Annotated in this window: 15 protein-coding genes and 1 pseudogene; 13 read left to right on the top strand and 3 right to left on the bottom strand. The window is 43.3% G+C overall.

What is annotated here, in order from left to right:
- Positions 1-186: 186 nt before the first annotated feature.
- Positions 187-861 carry a riboflavin synthase gene (locus RAH45_RS13300; protein WP_068405037.1) on the top strand — a complete coding sequence of 225 codons (675 nt, stop codon included), beginning with the start codon at positions 187-189 and terminating at the stop codon, positions 859-861.
- A 57-nt stretch (positions 862-918) separates the two neighbouring features.
- On the opposite strand, the gene RAH45_RS13295 is transcribed toward RAH45_RS13300, so the two are convergent.
- Complete coding sequence (locus RAH45_RS13295) at positions 919-3852, bottom strand: response regulator (protein WP_306495351.1); 2934 nt, start codon at positions 3850-3852, stop codon at positions 919-921.
- 183 nt (positions 3853-4035) lie between these two features.
- On the opposite strand from RAH45_RS13295, the gene fmt reads away from it, so the two are divergent.
- The 3 genes from fmt (at position 4036) to thrC (ending at position 8261) form a co-directional block, all read left to right on the top strand.
- Positions 4036-5142 carry a methionyl-tRNA formyltransferase gene (fmt, locus tag RAH45_RS13290; RefSeq protein ID WP_068405031.1) on the top strand — a complete coding sequence of 369 codons (1107 nt, stop codon included), beginning with the start codon at positions 4036-4038 and terminating at the stop codon, positions 5140-5142.
- 84 nt (positions 5143-5226) lie between these two features.
- Positions 5227-6798 carry a transcription antitermination factor NusB gene (locus RAH45_RS13285; RefSeq protein WP_068405030.1) on the top strand — a complete coding sequence of 524 codons (1572 nt, stop codon included), beginning with the start codon at positions 5227-5229 and terminating at the stop codon, positions 6796-6798.
- Between the two features lie 41 nt (positions 6799-6839).
- A complete protein-coding gene (thrC, locus tag RAH45_RS13280; RefSeq protein ID WP_068405029.1) occupies positions 6840-8261 on the top strand; it encodes a threonine synthase in 1422 nt (473 codons plus the stop codon).
- 289 nt (positions 8262-8550) lie between these two features.
- Here the strand turns inward: thrC and RAH45_RS13275 are convergent, their stop codons facing one another.
- Entirely contained in the window at positions 8551-8679 is a 129-nt protein-coding gene (locus tag RAH45_RS13275) for a hypothetical protein (RefSeq protein ID WP_306495350.1), read from the bottom strand.
- On the opposite strand from RAH45_RS13275, the pseudogene RAH45_RS13270 reads away from it, so the two are divergent.
- From RAH45_RS13270 to RAH45_RS13240, 7 genes and pseudogenes are all read left to right on the top strand, one after another.
- Positions 8624-8764: pseudogene (locus RAH45_RS13270) on the top strand (LysM peptidoglycan-binding domain-containing protein); the annotation flags it as partial. The gene RAH45_RS13275 and the pseudogene RAH45_RS13270 sit on opposite strands and share 56 nt — an antisense overlap.
- Positions 8765-8827: 63 nt before the next feature.
- The gene (locus RAH45_RS13265; protein ID WP_306495349.1) at positions 8828-9655 is read left to right on the top strand and encodes a peptigoglycan-binding protein LysM; all 828 of its coding nucleotides are present in this window, start codon (positions 8828-8830) and stop codon (positions 9653-9655) included.
- Between the two features lie 79 nt (positions 9656-9734).
- A complete protein-coding gene (gene dprA, locus RAH45_RS13260; RefSeq protein WP_068405025.1) occupies positions 9735-10985 on the top strand; it encodes a DNA-processing protein DprA in 1251 nt (416 codons plus the stop codon).
- Between the two features lie 106 nt (positions 10986-11091).
- A complete protein-coding gene (locus RAH45_RS13255) occupies positions 11092-11727 on the top strand; it encodes an L-threonylcarbamoyladenylate synthase (protein WP_068405023.1) in 636 nt (211 codons plus the stop codon).
- 159 nt (positions 11728-11886) lie between these two features.
- Positions 11887-12849, top strand: a complete 963-nt coding sequence (locus tag RAH45_RS13250; RefSeq protein WP_068405021.1) for a TIGR01777 family oxidoreductase — start codon at positions 11887-11889, stop codon at positions 12847-12849.
- A gap of 195 nt (positions 12850-13044) precedes the next feature.
- Positions 13045-14118 (top strand): metallophosphoesterase, encoded by a 1074-nt coding sequence (locus tag RAH45_RS13245; RefSeq protein ID WP_068405019.1) that lies wholly within the window; start codon positions 13045-13047, stop codon positions 14116-14118.
- A gap of 116 nt (positions 14119-14234) precedes the next feature.
- Positions 14235-15371, top strand: coding sequence for a metallophosphoesterase (locus RAH45_RS13240; RefSeq protein ID WP_068405018.1), 1137 nt, complete (start codon positions 14235-14237; stop codon positions 15369-15371).
- Between the two features lie 107 nt (positions 15372-15478).
- On the opposite strand, the gene RAH45_RS13235 is transcribed toward RAH45_RS13240, so the two are convergent.
- On the bottom strand, positions 15479-16966 hold the full coding sequence (locus tag RAH45_RS13235; protein WP_068405016.1) for an alpha/beta hydrolase: 1488 nt from the start codon (positions 16964-16966) through the stop codon (positions 15479-15481).
- Positions 16967-17443: 477 nt separating this feature from the next.
- Here RAH45_RS13235 and grpE point away from each other — a divergent pair, with 477 nt between their 5' ends.
- Both grpE and dnaK read left to right on the top strand, forming a co-directional pair.
- The gene (grpE, locus tag RAH45_RS13230; RefSeq protein WP_068405014.1) at positions 17444-18058 is read left to right on the top strand and encodes a nucleotide exchange factor GrpE; all 615 of its coding nucleotides are present in this window, start codon (positions 17444-17446) and stop codon (positions 18056-18058) included.
- Between the two features lie 243 nt (positions 18059-18301).
- Positions 18302-20245: a molecular chaperone DnaK gene (gene dnaK / locus RAH45_RS13225; protein WP_068405012.1), complete on the top strand. Its 1944-nt coding sequence runs from the start codon at positions 18302-18304 to the stop codon at positions 20243-20245.
- Positions 20246-20492: the final 247 nt, after the last annotated feature.

Genomic DNA, 20492 nt, shown 5'->3' with positions numbered 1-20492 from the left:
TTCTTAAATCAACGCTAGTTATCCACAGTTTATCCCCTGCGTCTTTTTATTAACGCTAATTTTACAGTAAGCGCTATAAATAGCTTAAATATTAATAGCGATTATCGTTATTGATTTTGAATGAAATAATAGGCTCAAATAATATATGCTGCCTTTAACGGCAATAAAAAATACCAAGAGGTTAATATGTTTACTGGAATTATAGAAAGCATTGGCAAAGTAAAGTCCATGCAGCCAACGGGCGGTGATATCCGCTTGGCCATCGAATCTGATGGCTTAGATTTTAGCGATGTGAAATTGGGGGATTCTATTGCTTCAAATGGCATTTGCTTAACGGTAGTGGAGTTTGGTAGCAATTATTACTCTGTCGATGTTTCACGTGAAACAATCGCTCGTACAGCGCTGGCAGATTTAAAGCCCGGTTATACGGTGAACTTAGAAAAAGCCATGCTACCAACCACCCGTTTTGGTGGGCATATCGTTGCCGGTCACGTTGATGGGGTAGGCGTGGTTAGTAAATTGCAAAAGGATGCGCGCTCACTTTATATTGAAATTGAGATACCGCACGAGTTGGCACATTATACGGCGACCAAAGGCTCTATTACCCTTGATGGTATCAGTCTCACCACCAATTTAGTCCGCGATAATATCGTTTCACTCAATATCATTCCGCATACCGCGCAAGTCACCAATATTGCCCAGCATTGGCTGGTAGGTAGTAAAGTTAATGTTGAGGTCGATATTGTGGCGCGCTATTTAGAGCGTTTACTAAACAAATCGCAAGCAGATACTGCCCATGCTAGCAGCCCACAAAGTACGATTACTGAGGCGTTTTTAGCTGAGAATGGTTTTATGAAATAAGAATTAAATAGCCAAAATCATAACCAAGCTGTTATAAAAGACAGATTGTGCAAACGCTTATTGGTTTTTAATCAGCGTTTGCAAAACAGTTTTTAGCTTTTGTTTATTAATAGGCTTAGCCAAAAACTCATCCATGCCCACTTGTAAACAGGCGATTTTATCTTCTTCGCTATTATTTGCTGTTAGCGCAACGATTGGAATATCATCGCCTTGCGCGCGAATCGCTTGGGTCGCTTGCAGTCCATCCATCACAGGCATCCGGCAGTCCATCAAAATAAGCGCAATCTCCTGACGCTGCGCTTGCAATCTTTCTAACGCCTGCTGCCCATCTTCTGCCACGATACTGCGATAACCGATTTTTTCTAATATCTTACAAGCTATTTTTTGATTGGTTGGGCTGTCTTCTACCACTAAAATCAGTGGCGCTAACGTTTCATGAGCGGCGTCATCTGCGCCTAACGGGCTACTGCTTTGCTGATTGTTTTCTTGGCTAGTTGTTTGCGGTAACAGTGTTTGTCTAACGGGTAGAGTTAATCGCAGTAATTCAGAGAGTAATAATGCCACATCGAGTGGTTTGTTTAAAAAACCGTCACATTGATCCAATAACATAGAGGGAATGCGGCGTTCAGCTTTCATACTGACCAATATTTTTGGCAGCGCAGTATTAGACAGTAAGCTATTTAGAGCCTGCTGTTTATCGATATCTATACGTGTTTTATTTGCTAATTTCTCCAATTTATTTTCAGCGTCTATATTTTTATGATCAATGTTTATTTGAGGTGATAACGCGAGCGTAATGTCTTCATAATACTCGTAATCTAAGAGCAAAATAGGTGCAAGTCTTTGTGCATCTTGCGCCAATTTATTATTTATTTGCTCAAGCACCACTCTATCTATAGAAGTAGAAATAGTCGCTGGGATAGATAAATAAGCGCACAAATCGCGTAAATGCTTGGCTCGCAGCGGTTGTTTAATGACGGCAATAAGGTGAATATAAGTCAATTGCGAATTAGAGTGGTAAATAGGCTGATAGGCTGGTCGCCTACAAGGCAAATACAGGTTAAAAGTACTGCCTTTATTAAGCGTGCTTTTCATCTCAATAAAACCGCCTAATAGTTTAGCGAAGTTATTAACGTCATTTAATCCGAGCCCTTTTATGGCGCTGTTTTTGTGCGCGTAGTTAATAGGGCGGTTTTTGATGTGAACACTGTTTTGACTGTTGCTTTCATTAAAATACGTCAGCAGTTGGTGCTGCTTTGCGATATCGATCCCTGTGCCGCTGTCTTTTATACTAAACCGAATCCAGTCGTGCGATGGATGAATGGTAGTGTTTGATTTATCTAGATTGCCGTGATTCGTATCATGGCTGTTATTAGATATGTGCTCTTTATCTACCTCGCCTATACTGGTACTTTTGATATCAGCTATGTCCGCATTGGTCACCGCGTCGATGGTAAGTGACACATAGCCAGAATTGGTAAATTTAATGGCGTTATCTAATAGATTACGTAGGATTTGCCGCAAGCGCCTATAGTCGGTAACGATACAGCGCGGGCTGTCAGGCGCAAAAAAATACAAGAGCTCAAGTCCTTGCTGCCTCAAGCTTTCTACCATCGATTGACTAACTTGTTGACCAAGCTTATAAATATCCACCGCTTCAATAGATAGACGGGATGTACGAACCTCTATCTCTCCTATATCTAACATATCGTTTAGCATCGTCAGCATAGAATGGCTGGTTTGAGTCAAAGTCGTAACGATTTGATGTTGCTTAGCGCTCAGATTATCGGGATTGATAGGCTCTAACGTGTCAATCATGGCTTCTAACGGCAGGCGTAAATGATGTCCCATCGTCGATTTAAGTGCTTCAAACTCATCAAGCTGACGTTGTAGTTGACGGTTTTGCTTTTCCAAATGCGCCGTTTGTTCGACAAGCTCATGGATGTTATTGAGTAAAACGGTAAAACCATGCACCTGCCCGTGTTCGCCAAACCACGGCGTGATATGCAACTGATAAGCTTTTTTATTGTGCAAACCATAAACCAGTAGCGTGCGCGTGAGCCGCAAATCTGTCAGTTTTTGTAGCAGGGCTTGGGTTGATTCGTCTTTAGTAAAGAAAAAATCGGCCAGTTGATAGTTGCTATCGCTGTGAAAGATAATGTCAAATACCTGCTCAAAGCGTTGATTAAAAAAGCTGATTTGACCGTGTCTCATAATCATCAGCATTGGCAAGGGCGCATGATCAACCAATCGCTCTAAACGATGCTTTAAGGTAGTAATACGGCGATGACTATTATGCAACTGATAACTGATACGGCTAAGCGCGTGACCCAAACGCAAAAATTCATCTGTGGTTTTCTTTTCGATAAACGGCGGTGTGACATAGCCATCCTTAGCATGGCTACTTAACTCATCGGTATAAATGAGCAGTTGTTCCCAGTTGGCACGCCGCTTTAGAGTATAGAGTAAGGCCATAGCAAATAGTAAGATGGCTGTCATCAATGGCAACCAATAGCGATACGACATCCAATTGATATCAAGCGGTTCATGCCGCAGTATCAGGTACACCTTATGACCACTTTCCAGTTCAATGGTGCCGACCAAATTACGATTATTTAGCTCATAGGCACTATGATGATTGTTAGGAGAAGGTACGGAAGTAATGACGTTAGGAAAGGTAATGCCAGTAAATTCCCGCTCATTTGGGCGGGTACGTCGGTGAATATACGTTTGCCCAGAAGGCATCATAAAAATCAGCTGATAGCTCATATCCTTTAAAAAAGGCTTTTGTAATATCTTTTTAATTGCTAAGTTTGTAGGGTTTGAGAGCTGGGTTATCTCGTGCTGTAAATTATAAAAGCTTTGGATACTGTGCTGCTCATTATGCTGCCTCATCTCATAAAACATGGTGCCGTAATACACTGCCAACATCGCTAATAATGTCAGTGTATAAAAAATCAGCAGTCGTTGTAGAGATTTAAATTGTTGCATAAAAGCAGGACCCTAAATCGGCGGTAAGTCGGTATGTCTTAATATGAAGTCAAAACTACGCTTAATAACTATTATAAAGATAAAACGCCTGATTAATAGCGCTTGATTGCTGCTATTACAATCATGGCACAACGCTACAAACTCACCTATAATAGGCAAATTAACCATAAATACTGCCTGACTATGACCACATCTGCTGCACAATCTGATTTATCTATTAACGCCACTCAATCTCAGCAAAACGTTGCTATCAAAGTGCCGCCGGCTGCTAAACCGCTGCGAGTGGTATTTGCTGGCACACCAGAGTTTGCAGCGGTTAGTCTTGAGGCGCTTATCGAGCAGCAAGAAGCGCTGAATATAGATATCGTTGCCGTTTATACCCAGCCCGACCGTAAAGCTGGCCGCGGACAAAAACTGGCGGCGTCGGCGGTCAAACAAGTCGCTTTGGCCAATGACATTGTGGTTGAACAGCCTGCTACCTTTAAAAAATCCAGCACCGAAGGCATGGCAGCACGGCAGACGCTGCGTAGCTATCAGCCTGATGTGATGATTGTCGCGGCTTATGGGCTTATTTTACCGATTGGCGTCTTAACCACGCCGACTTATGGTTGTCTTAATATTCATGCTTCGCTGTTGCCGCGTTGGCGCGGTGCCGCCCCGATTCATCGGGCGTTACTAGCGGGTGATAGCGAGACTGGCATTACCGTTATGCAGATGGATAAAGGCTTGGATACGGGTGATATGCTTTACAAGATCAGCGCACCTATCGAAGCTGATGATACGGCCGCCAGCTTGCATGATAAAATGGCAGCACTTGGCGCGGCGGCTATTACTACCGTATTAAAAGACTTGGCGCATTACCAAGCACAAGCTGTTGCTCAAGATGACAGCCAAGCCAATTATGCGGAAAAATTGGTTAAAACCGAAGGCGAAATCGACTGGACGCAGTCTGCTACACAGATTGAACGCCAGATTCGTGGGTTGACTCCTTGGCCTGGCGCCTACACCTTTTTAGCAGGGCACCGCGTCAAAATTTTGGCCAGTCTGCCTGTAAACCCATCACAGCAAACCGTTAAGCCTGCGGGCACTGTTATCAGTGTTGGGCGAAAAGCCATACTGGTCGCTTGCGGCAGAGACACTATTAGCGAACCCCAAAGCAAAGAATACTCAGCGACGACTTTGGCGATTACTCACTTACAATTTGCAGGTGGTAAGCCGATGAGCGCTGAGCAAATTTGCCATGGTAATCAATTAAACGATGGCGATCAGTTTATGGCAGAAGTAAAGTAACTTACTTATGCTTAATGTATTTAATAACAAGCAATCTAACTTTTATCAGACGCTGTCGATCAGACGTCAAGGAAATTCAATTTAATGAGACAAACCAGCACTGCACCAAGAAATAATAAGCTCAAACCGTCAAGCAACCTTATTATGAATGGTAGCGTCCGTGTCCGGGTGATTCGCACTTTAGTGGCCATTCAAAATGGTCAATCACTTGCCAGCGTCCTTGACCCGTTACTCAACAGTCTGCACGACGGCGATAAAAGCTTTGCCCATGCCTTACTACTGACGACACTGCGCCAGTGGTACGCGCTGGCACGTTTGCTCGATACGCTAGCGGACAATCCTATCGATGAGGTTGAGGTTCGGACTACTATTCAAGTGGGTTTAGCGCAATTGCTGTATTTAGAAGTGGCGGACCACGCAGCGATTCATGAAACGGTTGAGGCGGCAAAAGAGATTGATTTTGCCCATGCAACAGGTTTGATTAACGCTATCTTGCGTAAAGTCGCTAAGAATCCTAGCAAGTTTCGTAAAAAATGTGATAAAAAGCACAGTCTGCCGAACTGGCTTGCTTATCAGCTTAAGCAGGACTGGAAGGATGAGTATGACGAGCTGATGCAAGGTTTGCGCCACGCAGCACCGATGTTTTTGCGAGTCAATTCGGCGGTTAGCTCAGTAGAGGATTATCAGAAAATACTTGATGGGGCAGAGATTGAGGCGGATGTGGTTGAGCTAACGACTGGTTTTAAATTAGCGAACTCGTCAGATACCGCTTTAAACACCACGCTATCTACTAAAGGGTTGCGACTACAGCAAAGCACCGCTGTTAGCGCCTTGCCGCATTTTGCTGAAGGGGCGCTCAGCGTACAAGATATGCACGCTCAGCTTGCAGCACCGATTATCCATAAAGCTTTGATGAATAAGGTAAGCGCTGATAAGTCCAATGCTGATTCAGATAGTAGCAACAATAATGAACTACATATCCTAGATGCTTGTGCGGCACCTGGCGGTAAATTGGCGCATTGGTTAGAGCTTATAAGCTCTAATAACGATTCATCATTGTTTCACGTGAAACAAAACGACGAATCTGTTTCTATGGCTTCAAGAGTGAAGCTGACGGCTATCGATAACGAAGCGCTGCGTATCGAGCGTATTCATACTAATTTACAGCGCCTAAACTTAAATCAGCAAGATTTAGAGCAGGCTGAGAAGAATATAGCGCTAAATATCGTCTGTGCTGATGCGACCACATGGCAAGGGGCTGGTAAGAAAAAGAGCAAACTTGTCTTTGATGCTATATTATTAGATTCTCCTTGTACGGCGACTGGCGTAATCCGTCGTCATCCTGATATCAGTATCTTGCGTACCGAAGAAGACGTTGAGCAAACGGCACTCTTACAAGCGGATATTTTGCATAACCTGTGGCCACAGCTAAAAGCGGGTGGTTATCTGCTATATGTCACCTGCTCTATCTTAAAGCAAGAAAACGTCGAGCAAATGCAGGATTTTATGACTCACTATAGTAATGTAGAAGCCATTAAATTTAGCGACAATTGCAGTTGGGGTATAGAACAAGCGATTGGTCGCCAGTGCTTGCCGATTGATAGCGAGAGCGGCGACGGTTTTTATTATGCCTTGCTGCAAAAAACTGCTGAATAAACTGTTTTAATTAATCATCTCATTGTAGACAGGACAATCTAATGAAATATATCAGTACCCGTGGTCAGACAGCGCCGATGGATTTTAGTGATGTGTTATTGATGGGGCTTGCGCCTGACGGCGGTTTGATGCTGCCTGAGCAGTATCCAAATATTGATAATGCGACGCTTACCGAGTGGCGCTCGCTTAGCTATCCACAGTTGGCGCTGGCGATTATGCAGCGCTTTGCTACTGATATTCCTGTGGCTGATTTACAAGATATCATTGAGCGTACTTATACCGCTGAGATATTTGGTTCTGATGAGATTGTTCCTGTCCGTAAGCTTGAAGGCAATTTATATATTTTAGGATTATCGAACGGTCCGACGTTGGCGTTTAAAGACGTTGCCATGCAGTTTTTGGGTAATGCTTTTGAATATGTGCTTAAAAGAAAAGACGCACGTATTACCATCATTGGCGCCACCAGTGGCGATACAGGTAGTGCGGCAGAATATGCCCTGCGCGGTAAAGACAATATCGAAGTCTTTATGCTGTCACCGCATGGCAAAATGAGCGAATTCCAGCGCGCGCAAATGTATAGCTTAACCGATGCTAATATCCATAATATCGCCATTGATGGTATGTTTGATGATTGCCAAGATATTGTTAAAGCGCTACAGCAGGATGCTGAATTTAAAGCCGCTTATAACCTCGGAACCGTCAACTCTATCAACTGGGGGCGGATATTAGCGCAAATCGTTTATTACTTTAAAGCCTATTTTGCCGTTACTACAAGCAACGATGAAAAAGTCAGCTTTAGCGTGCCATCAGGTAACTTTGGCAATATCTGTGCCGGTCATATCGCTCGCGAAATGGGATTGCCAATCGAGCGTCTAATCGTTGCGACCAATGAAAACGATGTGCTTAACGATTTCTTTAATCAAGGGGCCTATCAGCCGCGTCCGACTGATAAAACTTACGTCACCTCAAGTCCGTCGATGGACATCTCTAAAGCTTCCAACTTTGAGCGCTTTGTCTATCTACTACTCGACAAAGACAGTGCCCGTGTCAGTGAATTATTTGAAGGGGTGAAATCTGGCCAAGGGTTTGATTTGTCTGACTTGATGAAGGTGGTCAATACCCGTTATGGCTTTGCTGCGGGCAAGTCCACCCATAGCGACCGCCTACAAACTATTAAGGTACTTTATGAGCAGCATGGTGAGCTAGTTGATCCGCACACGGCTGACGGTATTAAAGTTGCTAAAGAATTACAGCGCGAAGGTGAAGTGATTGTTTGTGCCGAAACAGCATTACCGGTGAAATTTGCTGATACTATCTTTGAGGCGGTTGGAGAGATAGAAATTGCGCGTCCTGCGCATACCGATGGCTTAGAAGCCTTACCGCAGCATGTAGTAGTATTAGATAATAATGCTGAATTGGTCGCTGAGCAAATTCGTCAGCATGTGACACCAAATCCAGCTTAGGCAGCTTATTTTTATTAACCGCTTATCAAAATTAATATCCAGTTATCAATAACTAAATTTAGGTTACGCCATTGTAATAAGATGTTTATGATTGTGTTATGGTATATATAATTGTAATATTGAAAACGGCGTCGGTAAGTCATTATTAGGCTAGGCGATTTTTTACAACTAAACCCGTCAATCATACTGAATAGCTGCTTTATAGACATTATATTAGCGGTATATATTGTGGATATAACAATGAAGATGAGCTTAAAGAAGATAGCAAACGCACTATTACTGACGGCATTTAGTGGTGCAATGCTGCTGACCACTGACCACTGACCACTGACCACTGACCACTGACCACTGACCACTGCCCACTGCCCACTGCCCACGCCAATAATCCACCGCCTACTATTAAGGCTGATGCGCCCAATCGCTATATCGTCAAAAAAGGCGATACCTTATGGGATATCTCAGGGCGTTATCTAGACAGTCCTTGGCGCTGGAAAGAGATTTGGGCGACCAACAAGCAAATCAAAAATCCCAACCTTATTTATCCTAACGACGTTCTTATCCTCTGCGTGATTCAAGGTAAAACCTTGGTCGGTGTCGATACCGGCGAAGGTTGCGCAGGGGTTGAAAAACAATTGACTGGCAATGTGGTTGCCAGCTCAGTTACTGTGACCTCTACCGCTAATAGTATTCCGCCTATTCCATGGTCTGCTATTCAGCATTGGCTCGACAAGACCATCATTGTTAATCCAGCAGATTTTAATACCACCCCATACATTTTAGCCTCAAAAAAAGGCAATTTAATTACCGCTAGTGGCGATAAAGTCTATGCCAAAGGCGTACCACTTATCGTTGGCCAGCGTTACGGTATTTACCGTGAAGGCGAAAAGTATGTCGAGCCTAAAACACAAAAAATTATCGGTTTAGAAGTGACTCAAGTCGCTACCGGTCTGGTCACGTCTACCGAAACCAATGGCGTGACCAGCTTGCAGCTTATCGACAGCTATGGCAAAGAAGTGCGTGAAGGCGACCGCGTTTTTGTGGAGCTAAATAATTCAATTCCGCCAGTATTTTATCCAACGCCAGCAACGGTTAATCGCGGCGGTATGATTGTTCGCGTGATGGATTCTATTAGCTCAGCGGCTAAGGGGAGCGTCGTTGCTATCAATTTGGGCAGCGCACACGGTGCCAAACCTGGTGATGTATTGACCGTTTTTCAAAAAGGCGCGGTCATACGCGATATCAAGGATAATGACACGCCAGTACGTTTACCAAGCGAGCCTACCGGTATGGTAATGGTATTTAATACCTTTGATAATATCAGCTATGCGTATGTGCTTGATTCTGAGCTACCGCTCAATGTCGGTGATCAGCTGTTACCACCGCCGTATCTATAATAAGTGCAATATCTCTAATAAGTATAATGCTTATTCTTTGAGCTAAAAGTTTAACTTAAACTAAATGAGCTAGATGATTATGACCGCAGTCGCTTCTTTTTTATCCGCCGAGCAGCGTGCCGTTTTGGCGCTGTGGACTGAAGTGAATGCGTCATTATCAGCGTATCATAAACTCATCTCTAATTTTGGTACGGCAGGGCTTGCTTGGGACGCTAAAGTAGAGGCATGGCGTCAATTGGGCATTCATAGTACCCATCTTAAACGTCATGAGCAGCCAGAACAAACGCTCACTACTATCGATAAAATCCAGCAAGCATTGTTAGACGGAAAGTACGGTCTTTTATTTGCAGACCAGCCTGATTATCCAGCGCAGCTGCTAGAAATATACGACCCACCACCATTGTTATTTTACCGCGGTGATAAAGCACGTTTGCAGCAAGCGCAAATCGCCATCGTTGGTAGTCGCAAACCCACCGCCCACGCGCAAAAAATCACCTTTGATATGGCACAATACTTAGCGCAAGCTGGTTATATTATCACTAGCGGTCTTGCGATGGGTGTCGATAAGCGCGCCCATTTAGGTGCTTTAGCTCAGTCTGATACTGAATATCAAGGCCGTACGATTGGCGTGATGGGGACGGGGATTGATGTCAATTACCCCAATCATCATGATAAATTATTTAGTCAGATTATTGACCAAGGCGGCTGTATCGTCAGTGAGCTACTACCGCACACGCAGCCACACAAACACACTTTCCCGCGCCGTAATCGTCTAGTTGCAGGACTTAGCCTCGCGACCATTGTCACTGAAGCGACCATTCAAAGCGGCTCACTGATTACTGCGCGCCTAACCTCCGAGCAAGGTAAACAAGTTTTTGCCATTCCAAGTCATATTGATAATAGTAATGCCGAAGGTTGCCATCATTTAATACGTGAAGGCGCAACGTTGATTTATCATCCGCAGCACGTCCTTGAAGATATTAATAATCAGTTGGACTATAGAGCGCATACCTATCAGTCGTCATCTAATGCAGAGTCTAGTATTGAGCAAACAACTCTTAGCCAAAGTTCCAATTCTTTAAATACAGAGAAGCTCTCTAGCAAAAGTATTAATCAATCACCACAATCTAATCTTAAACCTTCTTCCCATACTAGTGTTATTCCTGAGCATTTAGCGCTCATTTATGAGCAACTTGATTGGCATGGGCAGGATTTAGATGCGTTGTTAAATACTACTGATATGTCGGCCGCGCAATTGATTGGGCAACTTATGGAGCTAGAGTTATTAGGGGTCATTAGTGTACAAGGTGGGCGTTATTTGCGCGTGTAGTTTTATTTTTAATCAAAACGCGATTTTAAGAAATCTTTAAACCTGCTGTTTTCCCCGTCGTTTAAGTTGTATTATATCTCCTTATACTTTCCTTTCTCATTCCGCTATGTCTACATCTAAAGCTCTTATCACCGATTCTGTCATAGAAGCTGCGCATTGGCTACAACAAGGACAGCTGCTTGCTTATCCAACCGAAAGCGTTTGGGGTATCGGCTGTGACCCCTTCAATCAACAAGCAGTAGAGCAGCTTTTGGCTATCAAACAACGACCGTTAGAGAAGGGCATGATTGTGGTCACCGATAGTGTCAGTCGACTTAAGATGTTGTTAAATAGTCTAAATGAAGATCAACGCCAGCAAGTGTTAGTCAGTTGGCGTAACGATACTGATTGTGATGTCGATAGCCAGCAGGCCCATACGTGGTTATTACCGTTATCAGAAAACTTACCCGTTTCTATCCCTGCGTGGATTACCGGTTCCCATCATAGTGTGGCGGTGCGGGTGATTGACCATCCTTTGGTGCAGCAGCTGTGCCGTCAAGTGGTGTCCGTCCATAATCCCTATGGCTTTGTCGTTTCGACCAGCTGTAACCCGTCCGGTCAGCCGCCTGCTTTAACACTTTCACAAGCACAGGCTTATTTTTCTAATAGCAATGAGCAAGTTGGCTATCTAAAGGGCGAGACGCTTGGTTATCAGCTCCCTAGCCAAATCAGCGATGCTCGAACGGGTCAAGTGATTCGTTAGTAACCATTTAAAAGCTAATATTTTTTATATTAGTAGTTCAGTCCTCTATTTATACCCAATCTTACTTTACGCCTTATACCTACAATTCATCTCTTGTTTTTGTAGATGGTTTTTTGTCACACTGAGAAAAAGGCAAGACAACTATAAGGATAAAAAGCGATGGATATTCTAATCAGTGGTGGCTCGGGATTTTTAGGTAGCGCGTTTAGTGAAGCAATCATTAAGCGCTATCAAAAAGATGATAAAAAAGTGCAGATTACGTGGCTGACGCGCGATAGTAAGCAGGCGCATCCTAATGATATTAAAATGATGACCTATGATGAGCTGGTGAAGTCAGATAAAAGCTTTGATGTTATTTTGAATCTAGCAGGCGCAGGGATTGCTGATAAACGTTGGAGTGACGCGCGTAAAGAGCAATTGCTTGCCAGCCGTATCAAACCTACTGAGGCGCTACTGGATTTTATTGCGCGTAGTAATAGCAAACCTAAGCTACTGGTTAGCGGTTCAGCGATTGGCTGGTATGGTCCTCAAGGTGATAAGTCTTTGACAGAAAGCAGTGGTTTTAACGCTGATTTTTCGCATAAACTCTGTGACGACTGGGAACAGTTGGCGCTAAAAGCTACCGATTACGGTGTCCCTGTTGCTATCGTACGCACTGGTGTGGTTATCCATCCTAAGGGCGGTATGGTCAGTAAATTATTAACGCCGTTTAAAATGGGTGTCGGTGGTCAATTGGGTGACGGTAAGCAAATTATGAGCTGGATCAGTCGTACTGATTGGGTAAGAGCGGTAATATTTATCATTGAGCAACATCTTAGTAGTCAGAGACAGCAAGTGAATAGTATTGATAATACTCTAACAACAGCAAACGCTACGCCAGCGCTGGTTTATAACTTGACCGCGCCCAACCCTGTGACCAATCATACTTTTACTAAGATGCTTGGCGCATGGCTACATCGTCCGACATTTTTTACTTTACCAGCATTTTTATTAAAGCTGATGTTTGGTGAGATGTCGACCTTGTTGATTGATGGGCAAAAGGTGCTGCCACAAGCGCTACTAGGCGCAGGCTTTGAATTTGAACACACAGCTTTAGAGCAAGCGTTGGAGCAGCAATCGTAAACTTTAAAAGATGTGTTTCATGTGAAACAATGGGTTTGAAACAACGTTTTTAAAGCATTGATTTAAAAATAGCGTTAAATTACTAAGTGCTTTATATTTCTAGTTCTATAAAGTTTCAATAAACCATCATGCTGTCTACAACAGGTAAGAATATTGGCGTACTATAAGCCCGTCTTTGTCTGATTCAATTTTATTATGTGGCCTTTTATCATTCTTACCCAGCTGCTCGCCCTGATGAGTAGCGTGATATTTTACTGGTTCTTTCAACCAAAACAGCGCTTAGCTAAAGCCGGTTTGTTTTTAAGTGTTTTTATTATCAACAATGCTTTTCTGCTCTACGGCTTGAGTGAATTTTGGCGCGAGCGCTTTCATGTCTATCTGGTTGTCGGTATTTTACAAGGCTTTATGTTTTATGCCGCATTAATAACTGCGGTTATTGCCTTGGTCTATGGTTATATTCTTAAGCAAAAAATTCAGCCAAAACTTATACGCGCCGTTGCAGCGATAACTTATATTGGTATTGTAGGTTTGGCGGTATTTAATGCCTATTCACCTGTCGTCCATCGTCTAAACGTCACGACAGATAAGCCACTTAAGCGGCCGCTGCAAATTGCTTTAGTGTCTGATACGCATTTAGGGAGATGGTTTGGCAATCGGCAGATAGATAAGATGGTGAGGCTGATCGATGCCCAAAATCCTGATGTCGTGGTCATCGCAGGCGACGTCATGAATGATTCTACTGACGCTTATGATAAAACCAATATGCATGCGCACTTATCAAAACTAACAGCGCCGCTCGGTGTCTATGCCACGTTGGGAAATCATGATTATTCTGGTAACGAAGTGGCAATTGCCAAGGCCGTTGAACGCGCAGGGATACAGGTAATTGACAATAAAAGCGTTTGGTTAGACGATTCAGTGTTGCTGATAGGGCGTTCAGATGAGACAGATCCCGCACGTCCGGCTGCGACAGATTTGCTTAGTGAAGTGAGGGCGGATAAACCAGTAATATTTTTAGAGCACAGCCCTGCTGACTTGGAGCAAATAAAAGGTTTGCCGATCGATTTGCACCTGTCAGGGCATACGCATGGCGGGCAGATATTTCCTTTAACGATATTACTAAAGTGGTTTACGCCGCTGGTTTATGGGGCAAAGTACAGTGAGGGCACGCAGTTTTTGGTGACTTCTGGCTATGGTATTGGCGCAGTACCCTTTAGGCTTGGCACGCGCTCTGAGATATGGATGATTACCTTGCAGTCGGCGCAATAGTAGTCATCCCAGCGCTCACAAGTATTGAAAAAGCAGTCGCTATAATCCGCTAATTTATAAATACTGCCACAACCCAGCAAACGCTTTATCAAAATATTATCTCGCTAGGAATTTTCATGCGTTACGCATTTATTATCACTATTATTGTCCTGCTGCAGCTGTTTAGTTTTGGCGCAGCGTGCAGTCTAGAATGGTGGCTACAGCCTTGGAGCACGCCTTTATTAATACAGGTGACTTGGCTTGCTGTCTTTGCGATTACCAATGTTTTTTTGCTGCTTAGCGTCACAAAATCATTTGCCAATAGCTATCGCTGGATAAGCGCTTGGATGATGGTGATGCACTTTATGCTACTAACGGCGCTATTGAGCAGTGTATTATATGGTGGTTTTTGGCTTTTACATGCTTTGGGTATTCCTACTTTTTATGATACAGGCGTAATTAGTATTGGCTTACGCATTTTTGCCCTAGTTTTCTTTATAGGCCTATTTAGCTATACGCTGTATAACGCTTACGTGCCGGCGGTGCGCGAGCTGTCTGTCAAGATTAATAAGCCGCTAAATTACTCGCTGCGTATTGCAGTAGCCAGTGATTTGCATTTGGGCCGTTTATTTGGCAATAAATCTATCGAACGGCTCAATGACATTGTGCAGAGCTATCAAGCAGACATATTGTTGATGCCAGGCGATATTATGGATGACAATACCAAGGCGTTTGCGGCCTATAATATGGCAGAAGATTTGGCAAAGCTGGTAAGTAGTCTGCGCTACGGTGTCTATGCGACGTTAGGTAATCACGATTTGTACGGTCACGAGCAGCCAATTAGTGAAGCTTTACAAGCTGCTGGCGTGCAGTTGCTCAACGATGAAGCGATTTGTCTGTCGCATCAAGGTCAGCCGGTTTGGCTCATTGGACGTTTTGATAATCATAAACGGCAGAGGGTAGCGACGACCGAATTGCTCGAACAAGTGAATACTACTGAGCCAGTGATTTTGTTAGACCACCGACCGAGCGATATTATGGCGCATAGCCAGTTGCCGATTGATTTACAGGTTTCAGGACACACCCATAATGGGCAGATATTTCCAGCTAATTTTATTGTAAAGGCGATTAATCGCTTGGGCTACGGCTACGAAAAAGTCGGTAAAGGTCACTTTGTGGTATCGTCAGGTTATGGGTTTTGGGGCATACCTTTTCGTTTAGGCTCACGTTCTGAAGTTTGGCTCATTACGTTAAACGGTCAGCCCAATTCATAAAAACTATCTTTATCATATTAATGTCCTTGACGATTTAGTTGTCATAAGTCCTTAATTGCCCATTAAACGCCAACCTCACTTTTTAGTGATAACGGCTATTCTATTTCTTAGGCTGCTAATAAATTTTGTGTACTTATAATGTCACGTACAAAACCAGCAAAGCCATGGATAATATGATTGGTTTCCTGCTCAAGTCCTTGGTGCACGCTCATAAAATGAATAAAGCCATGCGGCGCACCGTAGACCGTATAAGTTTGGACAGCTCTACCATAATCTTCTAACTGCTTGGCATACGCAAACGCCTCATCACGTAAAACGTCCAATTCTGCTGCAACGACATAGGTCGGGCAAATTTGTCGATTGTCACCGAGCATAGGCGACGTCAAGATATGTTGACGTGGCAGCGGACTATTTTCTAAACAAGCCGCATCAAAAACCGCCACATCGGCGTGATCGAGCAATAACCCTTCGCCGTATAGCTCCCAGCTTGGATAATCATTTTCGATATCTGTCACAGGGTATAAAGGCATTTGTGCCAGTGGCTGCGGCAGGCGCTGTAATATCTCAAACGTTTTTTGCCCATCAATCCCTAAGTCTTGCCATGCTTTTGCAGACGGCGTGATGACTTGTTGCGCAATCATGGTTGATAAGCCGCCGCCTGCACTATCTCCTGCCAAAACAATACGTGACGCTAGTGCCCCGAATGATTGGCAATTATCAGCTAACCAAGCATAAGCGGCAATACAATCTCTTAACCCCGTAGGCGCAGGATGTTCAGGCGCTAGGCGATAATCGACACTGACCACTGGCCATCCTGTTCGCTCACAGACAGCATGACAAAACTCGTGATGGGTGTTGATGTCGCCAATACAAAAGCCACCGCCATGGAAAAATAGCATGACGGTTTCATCAGGATTGCGTTTGGCTTTCTTTTTAAAACTAAAGCCTGCTGCGTTTACTTGCTTTTGATAACAACGAACCAGCATATCGCCATCATCAGCGTTGGCAATCGTCTTATCTTCCCAATTGACGCTAGGTTCATTTTTCTTAGTAAAAGGTTTTATCATGTCGAATAAGGATGAGCTTGCCTGCTGCCAAACTCTTGGCGTTTGCATAGCAACGGCGTCAGTGGCAAAGCGTTTACGCAGCTCGCCCATCTCTGAGAGCTGTAAAGGGGTTTTAAGCTTGCTATTTACCGCCAGAATCAAACGCAAATGCGCATCAACGTGTTCATACTGCTTAGCCGTAGGTCCATCTAGATAATCAACCAAGCTGTCTAATACTGTTTCTGGCAAGAGACCGATACTTTTCATTGCATAGTGCAGCAAATGTGGCTGATAAGTCGTCAGCAAATTGTGATGCAGTACTTTATCTCTAATGGATAGGTGCTCGCTGTCAATGCAGGATTGCCTATCGTCAGTGCTTATTTGCAAAGTATTGATGGGCAACGGCTCATTTTCAACATTCTCTGAAGGGTTGTTTGATGAGTTAACAGATGAATGCTGACGTTTTTCTTGACCTAAAGACGTAAGGTTTAGTGTCCTTACTGCTTTATTAAGTAAGGTGTTGACTGATAATGTCGCTGAATAAGGCATAACACCTCCCATAAATGATAAATTATATTTGTAAATATCATAAGATAGGCGAAAATAAAGTTGAGTATTCTTTGGTAAGAGTGTGCAGGCTAATAGTAATTTATCTGGCTTAACTGACGTTTTTTTGTAGGTTTTGTTAGTGAAATGAATTACTTATTGACAATAAGCGTAAAGGGAATAAGGTTGTTTTAAAGTAGGTAATCATCTCAAGCATCACCATATCGTTATCATGGATTAAGGTAGTATTCATAACCAGCGATAAAAATTCTACACAGTAGGCTTGAAATTTACCCTCATCACCTTTATTAATCAGCTATCAGAAGGTAGTTAAAAGTTATTGCTAACCATAGGTGATTTATAAAATCACGGTTTGGCTAATGGTCGATTATTTCATTGTCTGGCCAATTTATGGTGTTGTTTTCTAATCCATCATTATTCAGTTAATAGCCTTATTCATAATTATATAAAGGAGCCATCATGAACGAGCAGAATAATAATCACGAAAATATTGATCAAAACGTGCCACACGACAACGTTTCGCATGACAATGTCGAGCACGATGATAGTATCTTAAAAGAAACGCTAGAAGAGTTTAATCCACAGCAAAACTCAGGGGAAGAAAGCACTATCGAAAACGATATCGATTTAGATACTTTTAAAGCCCGTATCGCCGAGTTAGAAGGCGAGGTCAAGCAAGCGAAAGAAGGGACAGCGCGCGCCAATGCTGAAGCTTACAATGCGCAAAAACGCATGGAGCAAGAAGCCGATAAGAGCAAAAAATTTGCCCTGCAAAAATTTGCCAAAGAGCTATTAGAAGTGGTCGATAATTTAGAGCGCGCTATCGAAAATGCTCAAGCAGATGATCCTGTTATCGAAGGCGTCAGATTGACGCATAAAGCATTATTAGATGTCTTAAACAAAAACGGCGTAGAAGTGGTTGAGCCACAAGGCGAGAAATTTAACGCTGATTTGCATGAAGCAGTTGGTATTGATCCAGAAGCTGAAGCCGATACTGTGGGTACAGTACTGCAAAAGGGCTATAGTCTGAACGGTCGTTTGCTGCGCCCCGCAATGGTTCGTGTTGGACAATAGGTTCTGCCAGCTTAACCATTTAAAATTAATATTTTAAATAATAAGTCTTTAACCACGCTAAACCTTACTATTAATAAGGGTTTACACAAAAAATCACATAAAAGACATTTTTTGCCGGTTAAATGACTTGAAATAATACAGCGCCAAACCTATATAGAACAACAAGTGACCGTCTAGTATCTGCTAGATTAGGTCTGATGAGATAAATAGCTTATTTAAAAAATAAATTAGGAGCAATTAATTATGGGTAAAGTAATTGGTATTGACTTGGGTACAACGAACTCATGTGTCGCAGTGATGGAAGGTGATAAAGTTAAAATCATCGAAAATGCTGAAGGTACACGTACCACACCATCGATTGTCGCTTACAAAGATGACGAAATCTTGGTCGGTCAGTCAGCAAAGCGTCAAGCGGTGACCAACCCAAACAACACTTTATTTGCCATTAAACGTCTGATTGGTCGTCGTTTTGATGACAAAGTGGTACAAAAAGACATCGGTATGGTGCCTTATAAAATCGCTAAAGCCGATAACGGTGATGCATGGGTTGAAATTAACGGTAAAAAATTAGCGCCACCACAGGTTTCTGCTGAAATCTTGAAAAAAATGAAAAAAACAGCGGAAGACTATCTTGGTGAAAGCGTCACCGAAGCTGTTGTAACAGTACCTGCGTACTTTAATGACTCACAGCGTCAAGCAACCAAAGATGCGGGTAAAATCGCTGGTCTTGATGTAAAACGCATTATTAACGAGCCAACCGCTGCCGCACTTGCTTACGGTATGGATAAGAAGCAAGGCGATAGCACCGTTGCCGTTTATGACTTGGGTGGTGGTACTTTTGACGTATCAATCATCGAAATCGCTGACGTTGATGGCGAGCAGCAGTTTGAAGTATTAGCGACCAATGGTGATACCTTCCTTGGCGGTGAAGACTTTGACTCAGCGTTGATTGATTATCTGGTTGATGAGTTCAAAAAAGATCAAGACGTCAACCTAAAAGGTGACTCGCTGGCGATGCAGCGTTTAAAAGAAGCCGCTGAAAAAGCAAAAATCGAGCTATCAAGTGCCCAAAGCACTGAAGTCAACCTACCATATATCACTGCCGATAGCAGTGGTCCTAAGCATTTGGTTGTCACTATCAGCCGCTCAAAACTTGAGAGCTTAACGGAAGATTTAGTACAACGCACGATGGGTCCTTGTAAAACTGCCCTTGAAGATGCTGGTCTAAAAGTTGGCGATGTTGATGACGTCATCTTAGTTGGTGGTCAGACTCGTATGCCATTAGTGCAGCAAAAAGTACAAGAGTTCTTCGGCCAAGAGCCACGTAAAGATGTGAACCCTGACGAAGCGGTTGCCGCTGGTGCTGCGATACAAGGTGCGGTATTGTCTGGTGACAAAACTGACGTCCTATTGCTTGACGTAACACCATTGACGCTCGGTATCGAAACCATGGGCGGTGTCATGACGCCAATCATTGAGAAAAACACCATGATTCCAACTAAGAAATCACAAGTTTTCTCAACGGCGGAAGACAACCAGCCAGCCGTAACGATTCAGGTGTATCAAGGTGAGCGTAAAATCGCTAACCAAAACAAACAGCTTGGTCGTTTTGACTTGACGGATATTCCACCAGCGCCACGTGGTTTGCCGCAAATCGAAGTTACCTTTGACATTAACGCTGACGGTATCATGAACATCTCAGCGAAAGATAAAGGTACTGGTAAAGCGCAAAGTATCCAGATTAAAGCGGATTCTGGTTTGTCGGATGAAGAAGTCGAACAAATGGTGCGTGATGCTGAAGCCAACGCTGCTGAAGATGAGAAATTTGCTAACCTTGCGCAGGTACGTAACGAAGCAGATGGTCGTATTCATGCGGTACAAAAAGCGCTAAAAGAAGCTGGCGATAAAGTCACTGAAGATGAAAAATCAACAGTAGAAACTGCCATCTCTGAGCTTGAAGCGGCTGCTAAAGAAGATGATTATGATGATATCAAAGCCAAACTTGAAGCGCTAGACAATGCTTTCTTACCAATCAGTCAGAAGATTTATGCTGACAGCGGTGCTGGTCCAGAAGGTATGGATCCAAGCCAGTTCCAACAAGGCGCTGAAAATGCTGGTAACAACAACCAAGCGGATGACGATGTCGTTGATGCTGAGTTTACTGAAGTTGACGAAGATAAAAAATAAGCTTAATTAAAGCTTAAATCGACGTTGATTTCATAATAAAAGGCGTATCTTTCGGGATGCGCCTTTTTAATGTTGACTCTCAGTCGCTGTTAATGAGTAGGGAATATTACTCAAACTAGGTGATTGTAACAAAAGATTTCATATCTAGCCCTTTGTAACCCAAGGGCCGACAAACACTTGCAAAAGTTAACTTTCTTACCATTAAACACTGACAGAGTTTTTGACATGGTTTGTTACTATGTATACA

Source organism: Psychrobacter sp. van23A, from assembly GCF_030845275.1.
GTDB classification, from domain to species: domain Bacteria; phylum Pseudomonadota; class Gammaproteobacteria; order Pseudomonadales; family Moraxellaceae; genus Psychrobacter; species Psychrobacter faecalis.
The sequence above is the reverse complement of the archived record's forward strand: the minus strand, read 5'-3'. Positions and strand labels throughout refer to the sequence as shown.

Bases quoted from the DNA above. Each gene is read 5' to 3' on its own strand.
- RAH45_RS13300 (WP_068405037.1), top strand. From the start codon at position 187: ATGTTTACTGGAATTATAGAAAGCATTGGCAAAGTAAAGTCCATGCAG.
- RAH45_RS13295 (WP_306495351.1), bottom strand. From the start codon at position 3,852: ATGCAACAATTTAAATCTCTACAACGACTGCTGATTTTTTATACACTG.
- fmt (WP_068405031.1), top strand. From the start codon at position 4,036: ATGACCACATCTGCTGCACAATCTGATTTATCTATTAACGCCACTCAA.
- RAH45_RS13285 (WP_068405030.1), top strand. From the start codon at position 5,227: ATGAGACAAACCAGCACTGCACCAAGAAATAATAAGCTCAAACCGTCA.
- thrC (WP_068405029.1), top strand. From the start codon at position 6,840: ATGAAATATATCAGTACCCGTGGTCAGACAGCGCCGATGGATTTTAGT.
- dprA (WP_068405025.1), top strand. From the start codon at position 9,735: ATGACCGCAGTCGCTTCTTTTTTATCCGCCGAGCAGCGTGCCGTTTTG.
- RAH45_RS13255 (WP_068405023.1), top strand. From the start codon at position 11,092: ATGTCTACATCTAAAGCTCTTATCACCGATTCTGTCATAGAAGCTGCG.
- RAH45_RS13250 (WP_068405021.1), top strand. From the start codon at position 11,887: ATGGATATTCTAATCAGTGGTGGCTCGGGATTTTTAGGTAGCGCGTTT.
- RAH45_RS13245 (WP_068405019.1), top strand. From the start codon at position 13,045: ATGTGGCCTTTTATCATTCTTACCCAGCTGCTCGCCCTGATGAGTAGC.
- RAH45_RS13240 (WP_068405018.1), top strand. From the start codon at position 14,235: ATGCGTTACGCATTTATTATCACTATTATTGTCCTGCTGCAGCTGTTT.
- RAH45_RS13235 (WP_068405016.1), bottom strand. From the start codon at position 16,966: ATGCCTTATTCAGCGACATTATCAGTCAACACCTTACTTAATAAAGCA.
- grpE (WP_068405014.1), top strand. From the start codon at position 17,444: ATGAACGAGCAGAATAATAATCACGAAAATATTGATCAAAACGTGCCA.
- dnaK (WP_068405012.1), top strand. From the start codon at position 18,302: ATGGGTAAAGTAATTGGTATTGACTTGGGTACAACGAACTCATGTGTC.